Origin of the sequence: Sphingomonas parapaucimobilis NBRC 15100, from assembly GCF_000787715.1 — a bacterium.
In the GTDB taxonomy this organism is placed as follows: Bacteria; Pseudomonadota; Alphaproteobacteria; order Sphingomonadales; family Sphingomonadaceae; genus Sphingomonas; species Sphingomonas parapaucimobilis.
Window position 1 is genome coordinate 17,326 of record NZ_BBPI01000087.1, and the last position, 15,464, is coordinate 32,789.

General features: G+C 67.8%; 12 protein-coding genes and 2 pseudogenes. 8 read left to right on the forward strand and 6 right to left on the reverse strand.

The genetic code is table 11. The features are described from left to right. Positions 1 to 11: 11 nt before the first annotated feature. From SP5_RS15415 to SP5_RS20065, 3 genes and pseudogenes are all read left to right on the forward strand, one after another. Positions 12 to 431, forward strand: coding sequence for a DUF2721 domain-containing protein (locus tag SP5_RS15415; protein WP_245613516.1), 420 nt, complete (start codon positions 12 to 14; stop codon positions 429 to 431). Positions 432 to 493: 62 nt separating this feature from the next. Beyond that, positions 494 to 631 (forward strand): annotated as a pseudogene (locus SP5_RS20060) (IS481 family transposase); the annotation flags it as partial. An 88-nt stretch (positions 632 to 719) separates the two neighbouring features. Then, a pseudogene (locus tag SP5_RS20065) lies at positions 720 to 824 on the forward strand (IS481 family transposase); the annotation flags it as partial. Here SP5_RS20065 and SP5_RS15420 read toward each other — a convergent pair. Both SP5_RS15420 and SP5_RS15425 read right to left on the reverse strand, forming a co-directional pair. Continuing rightward, positions 778 to 1,902 carry an ATP-binding protein gene (locus tag SP5_RS15420; protein ID WP_042490539.1) on the reverse strand — a complete coding sequence of 375 codons (1,125 nt, stop codon included), beginning with the start codon at positions 1,900 to 1,902 and terminating at the stop codon, positions 778 to 780. The pseudogene SP5_RS20065 and the gene SP5_RS15420 sit on opposite strands and share 47 nt — an antisense overlap. After that, a complete protein-coding gene (locus tag SP5_RS15425) occupies positions 1,899 to 2,576 on the reverse strand; it encodes a response regulator (RefSeq protein ID WP_042490457.1) in 678 nt (225 codons plus the stop codon). Before SP5_RS15425 ends, SP5_RS15420 begins: the two co-directional genes overlap by 4 nt. Positions 2,577 to 2,700: 124 nt before the next feature. Between SP5_RS15425 and SP5_RS15430 the strand changes: the two genes are divergently transcribed. Genes SP5_RS15430 through SP5_RS15450 form a run of 5 tightly spaced genes read left to right on the forward strand, consistent with a single transcriptional unit; the run spans position 2,701 to position 10,149 of the window. After that, a complete protein-coding gene (locus SP5_RS15430; RefSeq protein WP_042490458.1) occupies positions 2,701 to 3,834 on the forward strand; it encodes an efflux RND transporter periplasmic adaptor subunit in 1,134 nt (377 codons plus the stop codon). A 3-nt stretch (positions 3,835 to 3,837) separates the two neighbouring features. Continuing rightward, complete coding sequence (locus SP5_RS15435) at positions 3,838 to 6,945, forward strand: multidrug efflux RND transporter permease subunit (protein WP_042490459.1); 3,108 nt, start codon at positions 3,838 to 3,840, stop codon at positions 6,943 to 6,945. Further along, positions 6,942 to 8,363, forward strand: coding sequence for an efflux transporter outer membrane subunit (locus tag SP5_RS15440; RefSeq protein WP_157013765.1), 1,422 nt, complete (start codon positions 6,942 to 6,944; stop codon positions 8,361 to 8,363). The genes SP5_RS15435 and SP5_RS15440 overlap by 4 nt, the downstream gene beginning before the upstream one ends. After that, complete coding sequence (locus tag SP5_RS15445) at positions 8,360 to 8,905, forward strand: cytochrome b (protein ID WP_042490461.1); 546 nt, start codon at positions 8,360 to 8,362, stop codon at positions 8,903 to 8,905. The genes SP5_RS15440 and SP5_RS15445 overlap by 4 nt, the downstream gene beginning before the upstream one ends. Then, entirely contained in the window at positions 8,902 to 10,149 is a 1,248-nt protein-coding gene (locus tag SP5_RS15450) for an MFS transporter (RefSeq protein ID WP_042490462.1), read from the forward strand. Before SP5_RS15445 ends, SP5_RS15450 begins: the two co-directional genes overlap by 4 nt. Here SP5_RS15450 and SP5_RS15455 read toward each other — a convergent pair. From SP5_RS15455 to SP5_RS15470, 4 genes are all read right to left on the reverse strand, one after another. Then, positions 10,146 to 12,521 carry a TonB-dependent receptor gene (locus tag SP5_RS15455; RefSeq protein ID WP_157013766.1) on the reverse strand — a complete coding sequence of 792 codons (2,376 nt, stop codon included), beginning with the start codon at positions 12,519 to 12,521 and terminating at the stop codon, positions 10,146 to 10,148. The two genes, SP5_RS15450 and SP5_RS15455, sit on opposite strands and share 4 nt — an antisense overlap. A 237-nt stretch (positions 12,522 to 12,758) precedes the next feature. Further along, positions 12,759 to 13,739 carry a FecR family protein gene (locus SP5_RS15460; RefSeq protein WP_052811587.1) on the reverse strand — a complete coding sequence of 327 codons (981 nt, stop codon included), beginning with the start codon at positions 13,737 to 13,739 and terminating at the stop codon, positions 12,759 to 12,761. A 102-nt stretch (positions 13,740 to 13,841) separates the two neighbouring features. Then, the gene (locus SP5_RS15465; RefSeq protein WP_042490463.1) at positions 13,842 to 14,381 is read right to left on the reverse strand and encodes a sigma-70 family RNA polymerase sigma factor; all 540 of its coding nucleotides are present in this window, start codon (positions 14,379 to 14,381) and stop codon (positions 13,842 to 13,844) included. A 153-nt stretch (positions 14,382 to 14,534) separates the two neighbouring features. Then, on the reverse strand, positions 14,535 to 15,404 hold the full coding sequence (locus SP5_RS15470) for a glycosyltransferase (RefSeq protein WP_052811588.1): 870 nt from the start codon (positions 15,402 to 15,404) through the stop codon (positions 14,535 to 14,537). Between the last annotated feature and the right edge of the window lie 60 nt (positions 15,405 to 15,464).

A 15,464-nucleotide genomic window follows, 5' to 3' on the forward strand; every position in this document is an offset into this window, starting at 1 on the left:
AAAAGCGAGCCATGATGACCGAACCCCTGAACGCCGCCGCCCGCGTCATCCAACTGGCGCTGACGCCGATCTTTCTGCTGACCGCCGTGGGATCGCTGCTGAACGTCTTTGCGACCCGGCTGGGGCGGATCAGCGACCGGATTCAGGGATTGAGGAAGGACGGCCGGACGAACGGCTATGAGCTGCGCCGCCTTCGCCTGCGCTCGAAGATTCTCGACATCGCCGTCATGCTGACCGCGGCGGCGGGGGCGATGACGTGCTGCGCGGCGATCACCCTGTTCCTGGGGACGCTGCGCGACTCGCGTCATGCGGGGGTGCTGTTCTTCTTCTTCGGCGGCGGCCTGATCTGCGCGGTGGCGGGGCTGGCGTGCTTTGTCGGGGAGATCACGATCGCCGGGCGGGCGCTTCGCGACGATCATGGCGAGGGATGAGCTGCGCGCTGATTGGCAGGGACCCAGGCGGCCTGGCTATTCATCCGGCATCACCACCAACCAAGCAGCCGATGGTCGTGGCGTTCCGCCGTCACACCCCGCCGCCGCTGCATGGCTGTACCCATGCGTCGCAGCCGTCGATCCCGCACCTGACCCGGTCGGCGCTTCATCATTGCCTCCAGCGCCACGGCATCGCCCGCCACCCGCCACGTTCGCAGTCCCCGGCCAGTCGCGTCAGACGCGCTTCGACATGATCCGCGAGGCGACCGAGATCGAGCGCCGGCTCACCAGCCATGGACCGAGGGGCTGGTCGAGCGGATGAACCGGACCATCAGGCAGGCGAACGTCAAACGCTTTCATCACGAAAGCCACGACCGGCTTCGAACGCGCCTCGTCGACCCGATTCAGCAGATGCCGGGACCGAACACCTGGGGATGATGATGCGGAATTGCGAAATTTCACCGTTACGCTGGTATATGGCATCACCGCCATGCGCCTTCGCGATAGCCTTGATGACCGAAAGACCGAGCCCCGACCCATTCGCATTTTGAACGCCGCGTGAGAATTGAAGAAAAGCCCGCTTCTCAAAATGCACAGGAAGCCCGGGACCTTTATCAGAAACCGTAATGACGGCCGCGTTGCCGGAAAATGTCACGGCGATCGACACAATGCAGGGACTCGCATGGCGCCGAGCATTGTCGACCAATGCGATTACGGCTTGACGCACCCGTGCCGCATCGACCCGGACGACACCCGGTTCCAATGCCATTTCCAGCTCGAAACCTGCTGGTGCAAGCATCGCTTCCAGCACCGGCCGCATCTCGTGAAATTCGGCAGCGAGGTCGACATCGGCGAGCACCAGCTCCAACCGACCGCTTTCTGCCAGGCTGACGCTGCGCAGGTCCTCGACCAGCCGGGTCAGTCCGTCGAGCTGTTTCATCAACCCGACCACCAGCTCCGCATCGAGCGCGAAAACGCCATCTTTGGCGCCCTGAAGCCGCCCACGCAGGATCGTCAGCGGCGTCCGCAGTTCATGCGCGATCTGCGCGTTCCAGACCTTCATATCGTCCGACATGCGCTGCAACCGGTCGGCCATCGCGTTGAAGTCGGCGATCAACACGGCCGCCTCGCCATGCGCGCCGCGGACCGGCGCTATCCGGGTTGCCAGATCGCCCTCGGCAATCCGACGCGCGGCTTCTCCCACCGCCCCCAGTGGCTGTACTATCCGCCGAGCCAGCCGCACCGCGACCGCAAGCGCCAGCACCACCCCGATGACGCAGGCCGCCAGCGTGATGCCGACATCAAGCCCGGTGGTGTCCGCCACCCCCGGCGGCAGGGGGGCCACGATCCGCCACCGCTCCAGCACGGCATAGACGATATAGAAGGCCGCCGTGCTGACCGCGACGGCGACGAAGGCGAGCGCCGCCAACGCGATCGACAATTGCCGGGTCAGGCTGTTCCGGTTCCTCATCCCCGCGACCACAGCCGGTATCCGACGCCGCGCACCCCCTCGGGCATGTCGGGCGCCCCCGCCTGATCGAGCTTGCGGCGCAGCTTGCTGACATGGCTGTCGACCGTCCGGTCAAGTGCGTCCGATCCCGGCAGGCAGGCGTCGAGCAGCTCACCACGGCTGAACACCCGGCTCGGCGTACGCGCCATATGGGCGAGCAGGCGGAACTCGGTCAGGGTGAGCGCGACCTCGCCATTCTGGGTGCGGACCATGTGCGCGGTCGTGTCGATCTCGACCGGGCCAACGCGAAGCACACCGTTGGCGCCTTCCCCGCCCGACCGGCGCAGCACCGCCTTGACCCGCGCCACGACCTCGACCGGATTGAACGGCTTGACCACATAATCGTCCGCCCCGATCCGCAGCGCCTGCAACTTGTCGATATCCTGATCCAGCGCGGTGGTGACGACCACGGGCGTATTGCCCCGCCGCCGCACTTCGGACAGCACGCCCCAGCCATCGACCAGCGGCATCGAGATGTCGAGCAGCAGGATGTCGGGCTTCAGCGCCAGATGCAGGTCCAGCGCGGTACGCCCGTCGCCGGCATGAACCGTCCGGAATCCTTCGCGCTCCAGATAGGCGCAGAGGATATCGGCGATGTCACGTTCATCTTCGGCGATCAGTACAAGCGGGTTCATGTGACGTTTCCGTTCCTCTTCACTCCGTCATATCAGTCGCACTCGACAGGCTGCCAGCCCGCCCCCACGCATTCTCCACACAATCTCGACGCTGCCCCAATGGTCTGGATGGATAAGCGCCGGCATGAAGGTCCATTCTTTTGCATCCGGCACGCGGTGTGCCCTGCCGATCGCTCTGACGGTGGCGGCGTCGCTGAGCGGCTGTTCTGCCGATGCCCCAACCGCGCAAGTCGATGCGGTAGAGGTAACGACCCTGCGTGTCGTACCGTCCACGGTGACGGCGATCGACGAATTGCCGGGGCGCGTGGTGGCGTTCCGCACGGCCGAGATCCGGCCGCAGGTCGGCGGGATCGTCCAGCGCCGCCTGTTCGAACAGGGTGCGGCGGTGCGCGCCGGGCAGTTGCTATTCCAGATCAGCCCCGCCCCCTTCCAGGCCGATGCCGACACCGCGCGGGCGACCGTGCAGAAGGCCAGCGCCGCCTATGCCCGCGCCAACGCGCAGGCGGATCGGCTGAAGCCGCTGGTCGCCGCCGATGCGATCAGCCGCCAGAGCTATGACGATGCGGTCGCGGCCCGCGCGCAGGCTGCCGCGGAACTGGCCGAAGCCCGTGCCACCCTGCGCCGCCGCCGGATCGACCTCGGCTTCGCGCGGGTTACCGCCCCGATTTCAGGGCGGATCGGGGCGGCCAATGTGACCGAGGGCGCGCTGGTCACGGCGGCGGATGCAAATCCCCTCGCCACCATCCAGCAGATCGACCGCGTCTATGTCGATGTCCGGCAACCCGCCGAACGCTATGCCGAACTGCGCGACCAGAGGGCCGGGACCGGGTTGGTCGAGATCCTGACGGCATCCGGCCGAAGCCATCCGGTACGGGGGCGCATCCTGTTTTCGGGCGTCGCGGTCGATCCCAATAGCGGCGACGCCCTGGTCCGGGTCGAGGTGCCGAACCCGGGCGAACGGCTGTTGCCCGGCATGTTCGTTCGCGCCCGCCTGCCCCGTGCGACCATGCCGGGTGCGCTGTCCGTGCCGCAACAGGCCGTAACCCGCGCGGGCGACGGCACGCCGCAGGTCAGCGTAGTCGGCGGGCAGGACCGGGTGCATCTCCGCCGCGTCACGCTCGGCCCGCTGGTCCATGGCCGCTATGTCATTCGGTCGGGTCTGCGCGCCGGGGAGGTGGTGATCGTCGAGGGGCAGAACCGCGTTCAGCCCGGCACCCCGGTCAAGCAGCGGGCATGGCGCGACGGGGCGGCGGGCTGAGTCATGGCGAAATTCTTCATCGATCGCCCGGTCTTTGCCTGGGTCATCGCGATCGCGATCGTGCTGATGGGCGTCATCGCCATCCCGAAAATGCCGGTTGCCCGCTTCCCCAGCGTCGCGCCGCCGACGGTCAGCATCTTCGCCAGCTATCCCGGTGCCACGACACAGACGCTGAACGACAGCGTCGTCTCCCTGGTCCAGCGCGAACTGTCGAGCGTCAAGAACCTGCTCTATTTCGAAAGCTCGGCCGATACCTCGGGCTTGGCGACGATCACCGCGACCTTCCGCCCTGGCACCAACCCCGAAATGGCGCAGGTCGATGTGCAGAACCGGCTGAAGACGATCGAGCCGCGCCTGCCGCAGGTGGTGCGCCAGACCGGCGTCACGGTCGAGTCCGCCTCGTCGGGCTTCCTGATGATCGTCAGCCTGTTGTCCAATGGACAGCAGGACGAGGTGGAGCTGTCCGATTACATGGCACGCAACATCGTGGATGAGCTGAAGCGCATCCCAGGCGTCGGGCGCGTCCAGAATTTCTCGGCGGAGCGCGCCATGCGCATCTGGATCGACCCCGCCAGGCTCGCCGGATACGGCCTGACCGCCACGGATGTGACGGCGGCGATCGCCGAACAGAATGTGCAGATCGCCCCCGGCAAGCTGGGGGCCGAACCGACCGCCAACGGACAGCGCGTGCTGGTGCCGCTGACCGCCGACGGGCAGCTCAAGACGCCGGAGGATTTCGCGGGCGTCATCCTGAAGGCCAATACGGACGGCTCGTCGGTGACGCTGAACAAGGTCGCCCGGATCGAACTGGGGCGGCAAAGCTTCGGCAACGATACACGGGAAAATGGCAAGTTCGCCGCCTCGGTGGGCATTCAGCTGACACCCGGCGCCAATGCCGTCGCCGCCTCCAAAGCCGTGCGCGCGCGGATGACCGAGCTCGCCCGCTCACTGCCGCCGGGCATGAGCTGGTCCGCGCCGTTCGACACCGCGCCGTTCGTCCGCATCTCGATCGAAAAGGTACTTCATACGCTGGCCGAGGCGATGCTGCTGGTCTTCCTCGTCATGTACCTGTTCCTGCAAAAGGTCCGCTACACGCTGATCCCCGCCATCGTCGCGCCCATCGCGCTGCTCGGCACGATCGCGGTCATGCTGGCGACGGGCTATTCGATCAACGTGCTGACCATGTTCGGCATGGTGCTGGCGATCGGCATCATCGTCGATGACGCCATCGTCGTCGTCGAGAATGTCGAACGGCTGATGCACGAGGAGAAACTCTCGCCCGCCGATGCCACGCGCAAGGCGATGGGCGAAATCACGCCCGCCATCATCGGCATCACGCTGGTCCTGTCGGCGGAGTTCATCCCCATGGCGCTGGCCGCCGGGTCGGTCGGCACCATCTATCGCCAGTTCTCGATGGCGATGGCGGTGTCGATCCTGTTCTCCGCCTTCCTCGCGCTCACCCTTACCCCGGCGCTGTGCGCGACGCTGCTCAAGCCGCTGGACGAGGAGCGCGCCAAGAACCGCTTCTTCGCCTGGTTCGATCGTCAGTTCGACCGCGCCACCCGCGGCTATCAGAGCTGGGTCGCGCGTCTGCTGAAGGCCAGCGGGCGGATGATGCTGGTCTTCGTCGCGATCGTCGGGATGCTGGCCATCGCCTTCGTCAACCTGCCGTCCTCGTTCATGCCGGAGGAGGATCAGGGCTATTTCATGACCAGTTTCCAGCTGCCCGCCGATGCCACCGCCAGCCGCACGCTGGCAGCGGTCAAGGCGCTGGAAAAGCACATGGCGACGCGCCCCGGCGTCGAGACGACCGAGGCGATCCTGGGCTTCGGCTTCTCCGGCTCCGGTCCCAACGCCGCCATGGTCTATACGATACTGAAGGACTGGAAGGACCGGGGCGGCACGAATGTCGGCAAGGAGGTCGCCGCCGCCGACGCCGCGATGGCCAGGGACGTCCATGAAGGACTGGTCATGATCGTCATGCCGCCCGCGATCGACGAACTCGGCACCTCCTCGGGCTTCGCGCTGCGCTTGGAGGACCGGGCGGGCAAGGGCCGCCATGCGCTGTTCACCGCACGCGACATGCTGGTCGCCTATGCGCAGCGCAGCCCCAAGCTGACCGGCGTTTACGCCGAGGGGCTGCCGTCCGGGACCAGCGTGCGGCTCGACATCGACCGCGCGAAGGCCCAAGCGCTCGGCGTCCCGTTCAGCGCGATCAGCGACATGATCGGCACGGCGCTGGGCAGCAGCTATGTCAACGACTTCCCCAACAAGGGGCGGTTGCAGCAGGTGATCGTACAGGCCGAGCCTGCGCACCGCATGAACCTGGACGATGTGATGGGATTGCGCGTCAAGAACGCGGCCGGGGGCACGGTGGCGCTGGCCGAGCTGGTCACGCCGGTATGGAGCAACGGCCCGCTCCAGCTCTCCACCTATAATGGCTACCCGTCCGTCAGCATCACCGGCACCGCCGCGCCCGGGGTTTCCAGCGGCGATGCCATGCGCGAGATGGAGCGGCTGGCGGCCGAATTGCCCCACGGCTTCGGGATCGAATGGACCGGCCAGTCGCGGCAGGAGCGTGAGGCCGGGGCGCAGGCGCCGATGTTGCTCGCCCTGTCGATGCTGGTCGTCTTCCTGGTGCTGGCGGCGCTCTATGAGAGCTGGTCGATCCCGATGGCGGTGATGCTGGTCGTGCCCCTGGGACTGATCGGCGCGGTATCGGCGGTGATGCTGCGCGGCCTGTCGAACGACGTCTTCTTCAAGGTCGGCCTGATCACCATCATCGGCCTGAGCGCCAAGAACGCGATCCTGATCGTCGAGTTCGCCAAGCAGTATCGCGAGGCCGGATACAGCCTGATCGACGCCGCCATCGCCGCCGCGCGGGTACGCCTGCGCCCGATCGTGATGACCAGCCTGGCCTTCACGCTGGGTGTCGTCCCGCTGATGCTGGCGGGCGGGGCGAGCGCGGAGACGCAGCATGCGATCGGGACCGGCGTGTTCGGCGGCATGATCACCGGCACCGTGCTGGCGCTGATCTTCGTGCCGACCTTCTTCGTGGTGGTGGTGGGCCTCGCCGAACGCTGGCGCGCGCGCCGGGAGAAGGCGGCATGACGATGCGATCCCTGCCCCTTGCCCTGCTGTTGGCGACCACCGCCTGTTCGATGACGCCCAGGCTGCCCCTGCCCACCCCGCCGGTCGCCGACGCGTACCCTCTGGCGGGCGGCTCCGAGGCGCTGCCCGCATGGCGCGACATGTTCGGCGATGCCCGGCTGCAAAGCCTGATCGCGCTGTCGCTCGACGCCAATCGCGATCTGCGCATCGCCGCGCTCGATGCCGAAGCCGCGCGCGCCCAGCTGCGCGTGCAGCGCGCCCAGGCGCGGCCCGGCGTCCATGTCGACGCGGGCTATACCCGTCAGCGCCAGCCCGCCAGCGTGGCTGGCGCGGGCATCGGCCTGACGCCGGGCAACGGCCCGACCGGCTTCGAGTTCGGACAGTTCAGCGTGCAGACGGCGCTGACCGGGTTCGAACTCGACCTGTTCGGCCGCCTGCGTGCGTTGAACGAGGCCGCGTTCCACCGCTGGCTCGCCTCGGTCGAAGCGCGGCGCACCGTCCGCCTGACCGTGATCGGGGCGGTCGCCGATGCCTATTGGAACGAACGGCTGGCCGACGAGCAACGGGCACTGACCCGTTCGACGCTGGCCGACTGGCGCGCGTCGCTGGAGATCACCCGGCTCCGAAAGGACGCCGGACAGGCGAGCGGTGCCGACCTGGCGCAGGGCGAGGGACTGGTGCGACAGGCCCAGGCCGATCTGGCCCAGCGCGAGCGCGAATGGGTGCAGGCGACCAACGCGCTGGTGCTGGCAGTCGGCGCGCCGCTGCCGCGCGACCTGCCGCCCCCCACCCCGCTGATGGATCAGCCGATCCGCACCGCGCTGGCGGCCGGAACCCCCTCCGACCTGTTGACCCGGCGCCCCGATATCGCGCAGGCCGAGCAGGCGCTGCGCGCCGCCAATGCGGATATCGGCGCGGCACGCGCGGCCTTTTTCCCGCGCGTCTCGCTGACCGCCGCCTTCGGTTTCGCCAGTCTCGCGCTCGAGAGCCTGTTCCAGGGGGCGAACCGCACCTGGTCCTATGCGCCCGCGATCAGCCTGCCGATCTTTCGCGGCGGCGCGCTGCGGGGCAATCTCGACCTCGCCCGCCTGCGGACATCCTCGGCCGTCGCCACCTATGAAAAGGCGATCCAGACCGGCTTTCGCGAGGTGGCGGACGGATTGGCCGCCCAGGCGACCTATGGCGCGCAGCTGGCCGAGCAGCGCGGGGTCGCCACCCAGGCCGAGCGCCGCGCCACGCTGACCGGGCTGGCCTATCGGGCAGGTCAGACCAGCCGCCTCGACCTGCTGGACGCGCAGCGCGCCACCTATGCCGCCCGGCAAAGCGCGCTGATCGTCCGGCGCGACCAGCTGACCGCCGCCGCCGCGCTCTACCGGGCGCTGGGTGGCGACACCGCCGCCGAAGGAACGCCCGAATGAACCGCCGCGACCGTTACACCCTGCCGATGCGAATGCTGCACTGGACCCGCGCCGCCCTGATCCCCGGCCTGATCGCGCTGGGCTGGACGATGACCTCGCTGCCCGACAGCATGACGGCCAAGTTCGCATGGATGTATCCCGTCCATAAGGAATTCGGCGTGCTGGCCTTTCTGACCGGCACCATCGCGCTGATCCTGCGCCGCCGCTCCGCCCTGCCCCGTCATCCCGCCGGGCTGGCATCATGGGAGACCATGCTGTCCTCCATGGTGCAATATATGATGCTGGCGCTGGCGATCATCGTACCGCTGATGGGCTATGCCATGTCCAGTTCGTTCACCCAGAGCGACGGCGTACCCTTTTTCGGCATCGGACTGCCCGAACTCCTGCCCAAGGACGACCACGCCTTCGCGCTCTTCGCCCTCGCGCACCGGATATCGGCCTATACGCTGCTGGCGCTGGTCGTCCTGCATGTCATGGGCGTGCTGAAGCATCGGTTCCTGGACCGCGGGCGTGACACCGACGTGCTGCGCCGGATGCTATGACCCAGCCTGTTTCGGGCGCGTATGACCCGGCGGGCATGGATCCCGGTCCGGGCTGGAAATGGCGTTTCTGGTCGATCTTTGCGGGACAGGCGCTGTCGCTGACGGGGTCGGCCATCACGCAATTCGTGCTGATTTGGTGGATCACCGACACGACCGGCGACCTGGGCGCCTTGGCGATGGCTGGCCTGGTCGCGCTGTTGCCGCAAGCGCTGCTGGGACCGCTCGGGGGCACCTTCGCCGACCGCTACAACCGCCGGATGCTGATGATCGTCTCCGACCTCCTCTCAGCCTTCTGCATCGTGGTCGTGATCGCGCTGTTCCTGAGCGGCCGGATCGCGCTGTGGCACATCTACACGGCGATGTTCGTGCGCAGTGCGGCCACCGCCTTCCAGATGCCCGCCGCATCGGCCAGCGAGGCGATGCTGGTGCCCCGGCATTTCCTCCCCCGCGTCGCCGGACTGAACCAGACGCTGATGGGCCTCGTGACGGTCGCCGCCGCGCCGCTGGGGGGGCTGGCGATCGCGGCGATGCCGGTCGGCAAGGCGTTGTGGATCGATGTCGGCACCGCGCTGCTTGGCATCGCCCCGCTCCTGGCCTTCGCGATCCCGCAACATCGCCTATCGAGAAGCGGGACCGGCATCTGGACCGAATTTCGCGAAGGCATCGGGGTCGTCTGGCAAGATGCCCGCTTGCGACGCATCTATGCGCTGCTGACCGCCGTGGTGCTGGTCATCATGCCGACCTTCACGCTGCTGCCGCTGCTGGTGAAGCAGCATTTCGGCGGCGGGGCGCAGCAGGTCGCGATGCTCGAAAGCCTGGGCGGCGCGGGCATGATCGCCGGCGGTGCGATCGTGGCGATCATCGTCCCCCGGCGGCTGGTGTCATGGATCTTGTGGGGCTTCAGCTTGTCCTGCGCGACGCTGGCGCTGACCGCGCTGATGCCGTCGGGCCTGTTCTGGCTGGCGGCGATCTTCTGGGCGTTGAGCGGCCTGCTGTTCATCCTGGGCGATGCGCCCTTCACCGCCTTGATCCAGGCGACCGTTCCCAATCAGCTGCAGGGACGCGTGCTCGGTCTGCTCGCCACGCTGATGGGTCTGGCGGCACCGATCGGCCTTCTGATCGCCGCGCCGCTCGGGGCGTTGATCGGCGTGCGCTGGCTGTTCGTCCTGACCGGCGCCCTTGGAACGCTGGTCAGCCTGCTGGCATTCCTGTCCGGCGAACTACGCAGGGCGGAGGAAAGCTAGAAGGACCATGCGGCACCGATCCTGATGGTTCGCGGTTGCAGGGGCGTCCACTGCGTCCGCCGCATATAGGCCAGCGGATTGCCCAGGGCGAAGCGGTTGCCCGCGCCGTCGAATAGGTTGGAGATATCGAGGGTCAGCGTCACCGGCCGGTGCGTCCAGGCCAGCCCCATGTCCGCCTGCGCATAATCGCCCTGCACGAGATGGAGCGGCCCGACCCCGACCCAGGAGCGTCCGGCATAGCGGACCGAGCCGCGCAGCAACAGGTCGTCGCCGTTCGCCAGCGACCACCGCCGATCGAGTGCCACCCGCAGCGAGACGGCCGGCGTATTGGGTAGCGCCTGTTCCCGCGCAAGGGCGAACGGCGGGGCAGGAGCGGTCAGCATGCTGCGGGTCAGGACGATCGCCCCGGCCAGCCGGACGGCCCGTGCGGGGCGCCACTGCACCGTCGTCTCCAGCGACCAGATCTGTCCATCGCCGATATTGGCGGTATGCGGCCCCGTCGCCCCGTAAAGGTCCGCCTGGATGCTGCGCCAATTGGCGAAGGATAGCGCCGTTTGGCCGTGGAAACGCGATGCGGGATCGCCGAACCGCAGGCCCGCTTCGATGGTGTCCAGCGTGTCGGGTCCGAACACGACATAGCCCTCGTCCGGCGATATGTCATCCGGATCGACCGACACCTCGGTGTCCAGGCCATAGCCGCCGACGCGCAGCCCGCGCTGATAACGCAGATGGCCGGTGAGGCCGGGCTTCCAGTCCCAGCGCAGGGCGGCACTGGGCAGGAAGGTCACGTCACCGCCATTGGCCACCTCCACCGCAAGCCCCTGCTCGCGCCCGCCGGGCAGGATGGTGGTGCCGAAAAAGTCGAGATAGGTCGCGCGCAATCCCATGGTCGCCGCCAGCCTGTTCCCCAGCGCCAGGGTCGCTTCGCCGAACAGCGCCACGTCGACCACGCGGTTGCCGATACCGCGCAGCACCGTCCCGCCATCGCGACCGACGGTCGAATGGATCAGCCGGTCGTCGCTGATCGTGGCATAGCTGCCCAGTAGGAAACCGTTGCCGCTGTCACGGTGCCGGGCCAGGCGCAGTTCCCCGGTCACGACCTGCGAGCTGCTTGCCGTCTCCAGCGCGGTGGCACCGCGCACCAGCCCCGCCGCGTCATAGCGCGCCATGACATTGTTCCGGACCAGCGACAGCGCCGCGGTCAGCGTCTGTCCCCCGGCGCTGCGATGCTGGACGGTGATCGAGCCCATCCGGAAGTCGTTCGACGACGGCTCCGCCACCGGCACCGCACGGGTCAAGGGCGGGGCGGCGGCATCGACATATTGGGCGTCGCGGTTGTCGATCCGCTGATAGACGCCGCCGATATCGATCGTCCAGGCATCGCCGGGGCGGAGGCGCAAGGTCGCCCGGCCACCGCCCACGTCACTGCGGTTCACGCCCCTTTTGCCCCGGAGCGTATCGTCGACATAGCCGGGCGTCCGCGATCCATAACCGAGGATGCGCAGCGCGGCGCGATCGCCCAGCGGCGCGTTGAGGACCGCCATGGCATCGCCGCCGGTCCCGCCATGCGCGATCCCCGTCGCCCCCAGGCCGACCGCGCCCGACCAGCGATCCAGTACCGGCGGGTTGGGTGTGACACGTATCACCCCGCCCAGTGCGCCGGTGCCGTAGAGCGTCCCCTGCGGCCCCTCCAGCAACTCGACCGAGGCGATGTCGTAGAGCGCGAGGTTCGGATCGGGCGCGCTGTAGTTCAGCTGGATCTCACCCAGATACTGGCCGACCGTCGCCTGGCTGCCGCCCACCAAACTGCTGTCCGCGATCCCCCGCACGAACAGCTTCTCGCGCCCCGGCCCCAGGCTGGTCGTCGTCAGCACCGGCAACAGGTTCGCCAGCGCGCGGGTGTCGGCATTGGCCCCGCGGCCGATCGTCAGATCGTCGGCGGTCAGCATATGGGCGGAGCCGGGATAATCCTCGATCGGGACGCCCCGCTTGCTGGCCATCACCACGACCTCCGCGCCGACGACCGGAGGCGGCGGCGGCGGCGGCGGCGGATCGCGGCGCGGCGGCGGCGGGGCCGGATCGGCGATGCGACGCGCGCGCTCGATCCGATAGACACAGGGCGCGGACCGCACCGCGACCAGGCCAGTGCCTGCCAGCAGGCGGGAAAGCGCCTGTTCGACGGTCATCCGCCCCCGGATGGCCGCGCGCAAATGGCGCTGCGCCAGGATCGGGTCGGTGCCCGCCACGCTGACGCCGCCTTGCAGTCCGACCGTCACCAGGGCGCGCGACAAGGGCACGACCCCGATATCGAACCAGCGCAGGTCGCCGCTCGCCGGACCTTGCCCGACGGCGGCTGTCGCAGACAGGATCATCGGGATCATAACTCCGACGGCATGCAAAACCCTCACCGTCGTCGAAGCTCGTCCGGCATGGGGTGCCCGTCCCCTGCTCCAAAGCATGATGCCATCAGCGTGATCCACCCCTGCCCTTCAGGGGAGGGGCAGGGGGTGGAGCGTTTGTGCAAACGCCGGGCCTGTGGCGATGCCCCACCCCAACCCCTCCCCTGAAGGGGAAGGGCCAGGCTCGGTTCGATCCCATGTCGTCATGCTCTAGCGCGCCGGGACGAACGACAAACGACCATGGATCGCCTTGACGCGGATGGGCAGTGCCGCCTCGATCTGGCGGCGGAGCTGCGACCGGTCGGCGATCTGGAAGACCGCGGTGACCTTCATGCCGCGCAGCACCGGGTCCACCGCGACGGGCGCGCCCATATAGCGGGACAGGGTGTTCGCAACCGCCTCGATCGGCTTGTCGGTGAACACCAGCTGCCCGCGTTCCCACGCCAGCGCCTGATCGGGATCGACCCGCTCGACCGTATCCGTCCGCTCGCCGGGCTCCCGGCTGAGCGCCGTTCCTGCCGGCAACTTCGTGACGACGCCGCCATCGACCGCCGGCGATACGGATACCAGCCCTCGACGGACGGCGACCGCGAAACGGCCCCCTTCATCGAGCACGTCGAATTCGGTCCCCAGGACCCGGACGTCACGCCCCGCCGCCGTGACCGTGAAGGGGCGCGCCGCTTCATGGCGCACGTCGAACAGAACCTCGCCAGTCGCCAGCGTCGCGGTGCGCCGGTCGTCCTCCAGCCGGACCGTCACCGCGCTGTTGCGGTTCAGGGTCAGGCGCGACCCGTCCGCCAGCGTCACGATTTTCGTCGCGTCACCGCCGGTGCGATAGGTTTCGCCCTGGGGGGCGATCATCCGCGTGATCTGCGGGCCAGCCAGCACCGCCGCCGCCGCGGCGGCGGCCATGCCCAGCGCCGGGAGCGCCCATCGCCGCGACCGGTCACGCTTCGCCCGTGCATCGGCGAGGGAGTGGACGGCCGCCCCCTCGCCCTGTGCGGCAAGCGGTGCCGCATCGTGCATATCATCCGCCGCAATCCACAGGCCTTCGACCCTGGCATAGGCGGCGACATGCGCCGGATCGGCCTGAAGCCATGCGAGATGCGCCTCCCACAGTTGTTCGTCCTCGCAATCCTGCAAGCGAACGAACCACTGGATGGCCGCCTCTTCCGCATCATCGGTCGTCATTGGTGCCATCACGCTACCGCCCCGTCCTTCGCTGGTCCCCCGCCATCATGGACGAAGTCGTTCCATGGGCTCCGCAATATCTTCTGGTGTCCGGGCACGGGATTATCGATCAAGGCTTTGCGAGAGATGCCGGAGGGCCGACATCATATGCTTTTCGATCAGGCTTCGCGACACGCCCATCCGCTCGGCCACCTGCGCATGGGTCAGCCCCTCGATCTTGTGCAACCGGAAACTCGTCTGCACCGCCTCGGGCAGGGCGGCGAGTGCGATACGCATCTGACGCAGTTGATCGCGGGCGATCAGTGCCTCGTCCTGGGGAACCGCGTCGCTGACGTCCTCTCCACCCACCGAGACGTTATGATTGGCCTCGCGCCAGTCTCTGTCCCGCCGTGCGCGGGCGCGGTCCTGGCGCAGACGGTCGAGCAGGATGTTATTGCCCAGCCGATAGAGATACCCGCCCGGATGCTGCACTTCGGTATAGCAACGTACCGAAACGACGCGCAGATAGATTTCCTGGACGATGTCCTGTCCTTCCGCCTGCCCTACTCGAGCCGCGAAGTAACGGAGCAGCGCCGCCCTGCGCGCCAGAAAAGCGTCGAGCAGTGCTGTGGACGGCGACGGGGGCGGCACGATGTCGTTCATCGGTGGCTTTTGCACGGGTTGTTTGAGGATCGGGACAAGCGGCTATCACCCCCGACATGCGCGGCCAATGGAGCGCCACGTCATCTGCACATAGTCTCCACAGACCCCCCTCAAAACCATTCGATATCCGTGCCGGACGCGCGATGGCGTGGATTATTGAGTCCCCTGCCAGTCCCGTATGCGCAGGCGTGCGGCGAACAGCCCGCGCTGCGCGAACCGGCGGCCCAGCCAGCGGAAATAGCGATCCTTCAGCGCGAAGGGCGTCAGATGATAGGCCAGCCGCTCCGTGAGCGTCCATCGTATCGGCACCCGCCGCCGTCTGGACGGACTACACCAATGGGATGGCGTCATGCGCTGGCGTCCCAGCTTCATGACGCGGTGCAGGACCTCATGATCTCCCAGGACATAGGGCCAGCGAGACATGTCATAGCCGCCCGCCGCCCGCAGCGCGTCGGTGCGAAAGCAATGCCCCGCAGCGCCGACATGGGCCTGGCGCGGCAACAGGCGGGTCGCGATACATTGGTGCAGCGTCATTGCGGCTGCCCGGGCGCCAAGATTGTCCGAAGGCACGAAACAGGCCGATGCCACCACCGTCCGCCCGCAGCGGTCATCGAGCAGACGCTCGGCCTGCGCCAGATAGCCGATCGGATAAAAGGTATCGGCATCGCAGGTCGCGACGAACTCCGTCTCCACCTGCGCCAGCCCGGCGGTGAAGGCGGCGGTCTGCCCGGCGATCTCGCCTTGGCGTAGAATGACATAATCGACGCCGCGACCGGCCAGGGCGCCATGGCAAAGGGCGACCGAGCAATCGGTCGAGCCATTGTCGATCAGGACCAGCTTGAACGGCCGGGTCTGGCGGCGAAGCTGTTGCAGCGTCGCGACGATCGTATCCGCTTCGTTGTAGAAGGCCAGCAGGATCGTCCATCGCGCGGCGGCGGCACTGGCACCGGCACCGGCAACCGGTTCATCCCACCAATCCGGATCAAAGGCGACCGTCTCGTCGCAGGGTTCATATCCTGACATGCGCGATAGACGGAGACGGCGCGCCTCCACCTCAAGCCGGCTTCAACTTTTCGAACGGCT

Bases quoted from the DNA above. Each gene is read 5' to 3' on its own strand.
- SP5_RS15415 (WP_245613516.1), top strand. From the start codon at position 12: ATGATGACCGAACCCCTGAACGCCGCCGCCCGCGTCATCCAACTGGCG.
- SP5_RS15420 (WP_042490539.1), bottom strand. From the start codon at position 1,902: ATGAGGAACCGGAACAGCCTGACCCGGCAATTGTCGATCGCGTTGGCG.
- SP5_RS15425 (WP_042490457.1), bottom strand. From the start codon at position 2,576: ATGAACCCGCTTGTACTGATCGCCGAAGATGAACGTGACATCGCCGAT.
- SP5_RS15430 (WP_042490458.1), top strand. From the start codon at position 2,701: ATGAAGGTCCATTCTTTTGCATCCGGCACGCGGTGTGCCCTGCCGATC.
- SP5_RS15435 (WP_042490459.1), top strand. From the start codon at position 3,838: ATGGCGAAATTCTTCATCGATCGCCCGGTCTTTGCCTGGGTCATCGCG.
- SP5_RS15440 (WP_157013765.1), top strand. From the start codon at position 6,942: ATGACGATGCGATCCCTGCCCCTTGCCCTGCTGTTGGCGACCACCGCC.
- SP5_RS15445 (WP_042490461.1), top strand. From the start codon at position 8,360: ATGAACCGCCGCGACCGTTACACCCTGCCGATGCGAATGCTGCACTGG.
- SP5_RS15450 (WP_042490462.1), top strand. From the start codon at position 8,902: ATGACCCAGCCTGTTTCGGGCGCGTATGACCCGGCGGGCATGGATCCC.
- SP5_RS15455 (WP_157013766.1), bottom strand. From the start codon at position 12,521: ATGATCCTGTCTGCGACAGCCGCCGTCGGGCAAGGTCCGGCGAGCGGC.
- SP5_RS15460 (WP_052811587.1), bottom strand. From the start codon at position 13,739: ATGACGACCGATGATGCGGAAGAGGCGGCCATCCAGTGGTTCGTTCGC.
- SP5_RS15465 (WP_042490463.1), bottom strand. From the start codon at position 14,381: ATGAACGACATCGTGCCGCCCCCGTCGCCGTCCACAGCACTGCTCGAC.
- SP5_RS15470 (WP_052811588.1), bottom strand. From the start codon at position 15,404: ATGTCAGGATATGAACCCTGCGACGAGACGGTCGCCTTTGATCCGGAT.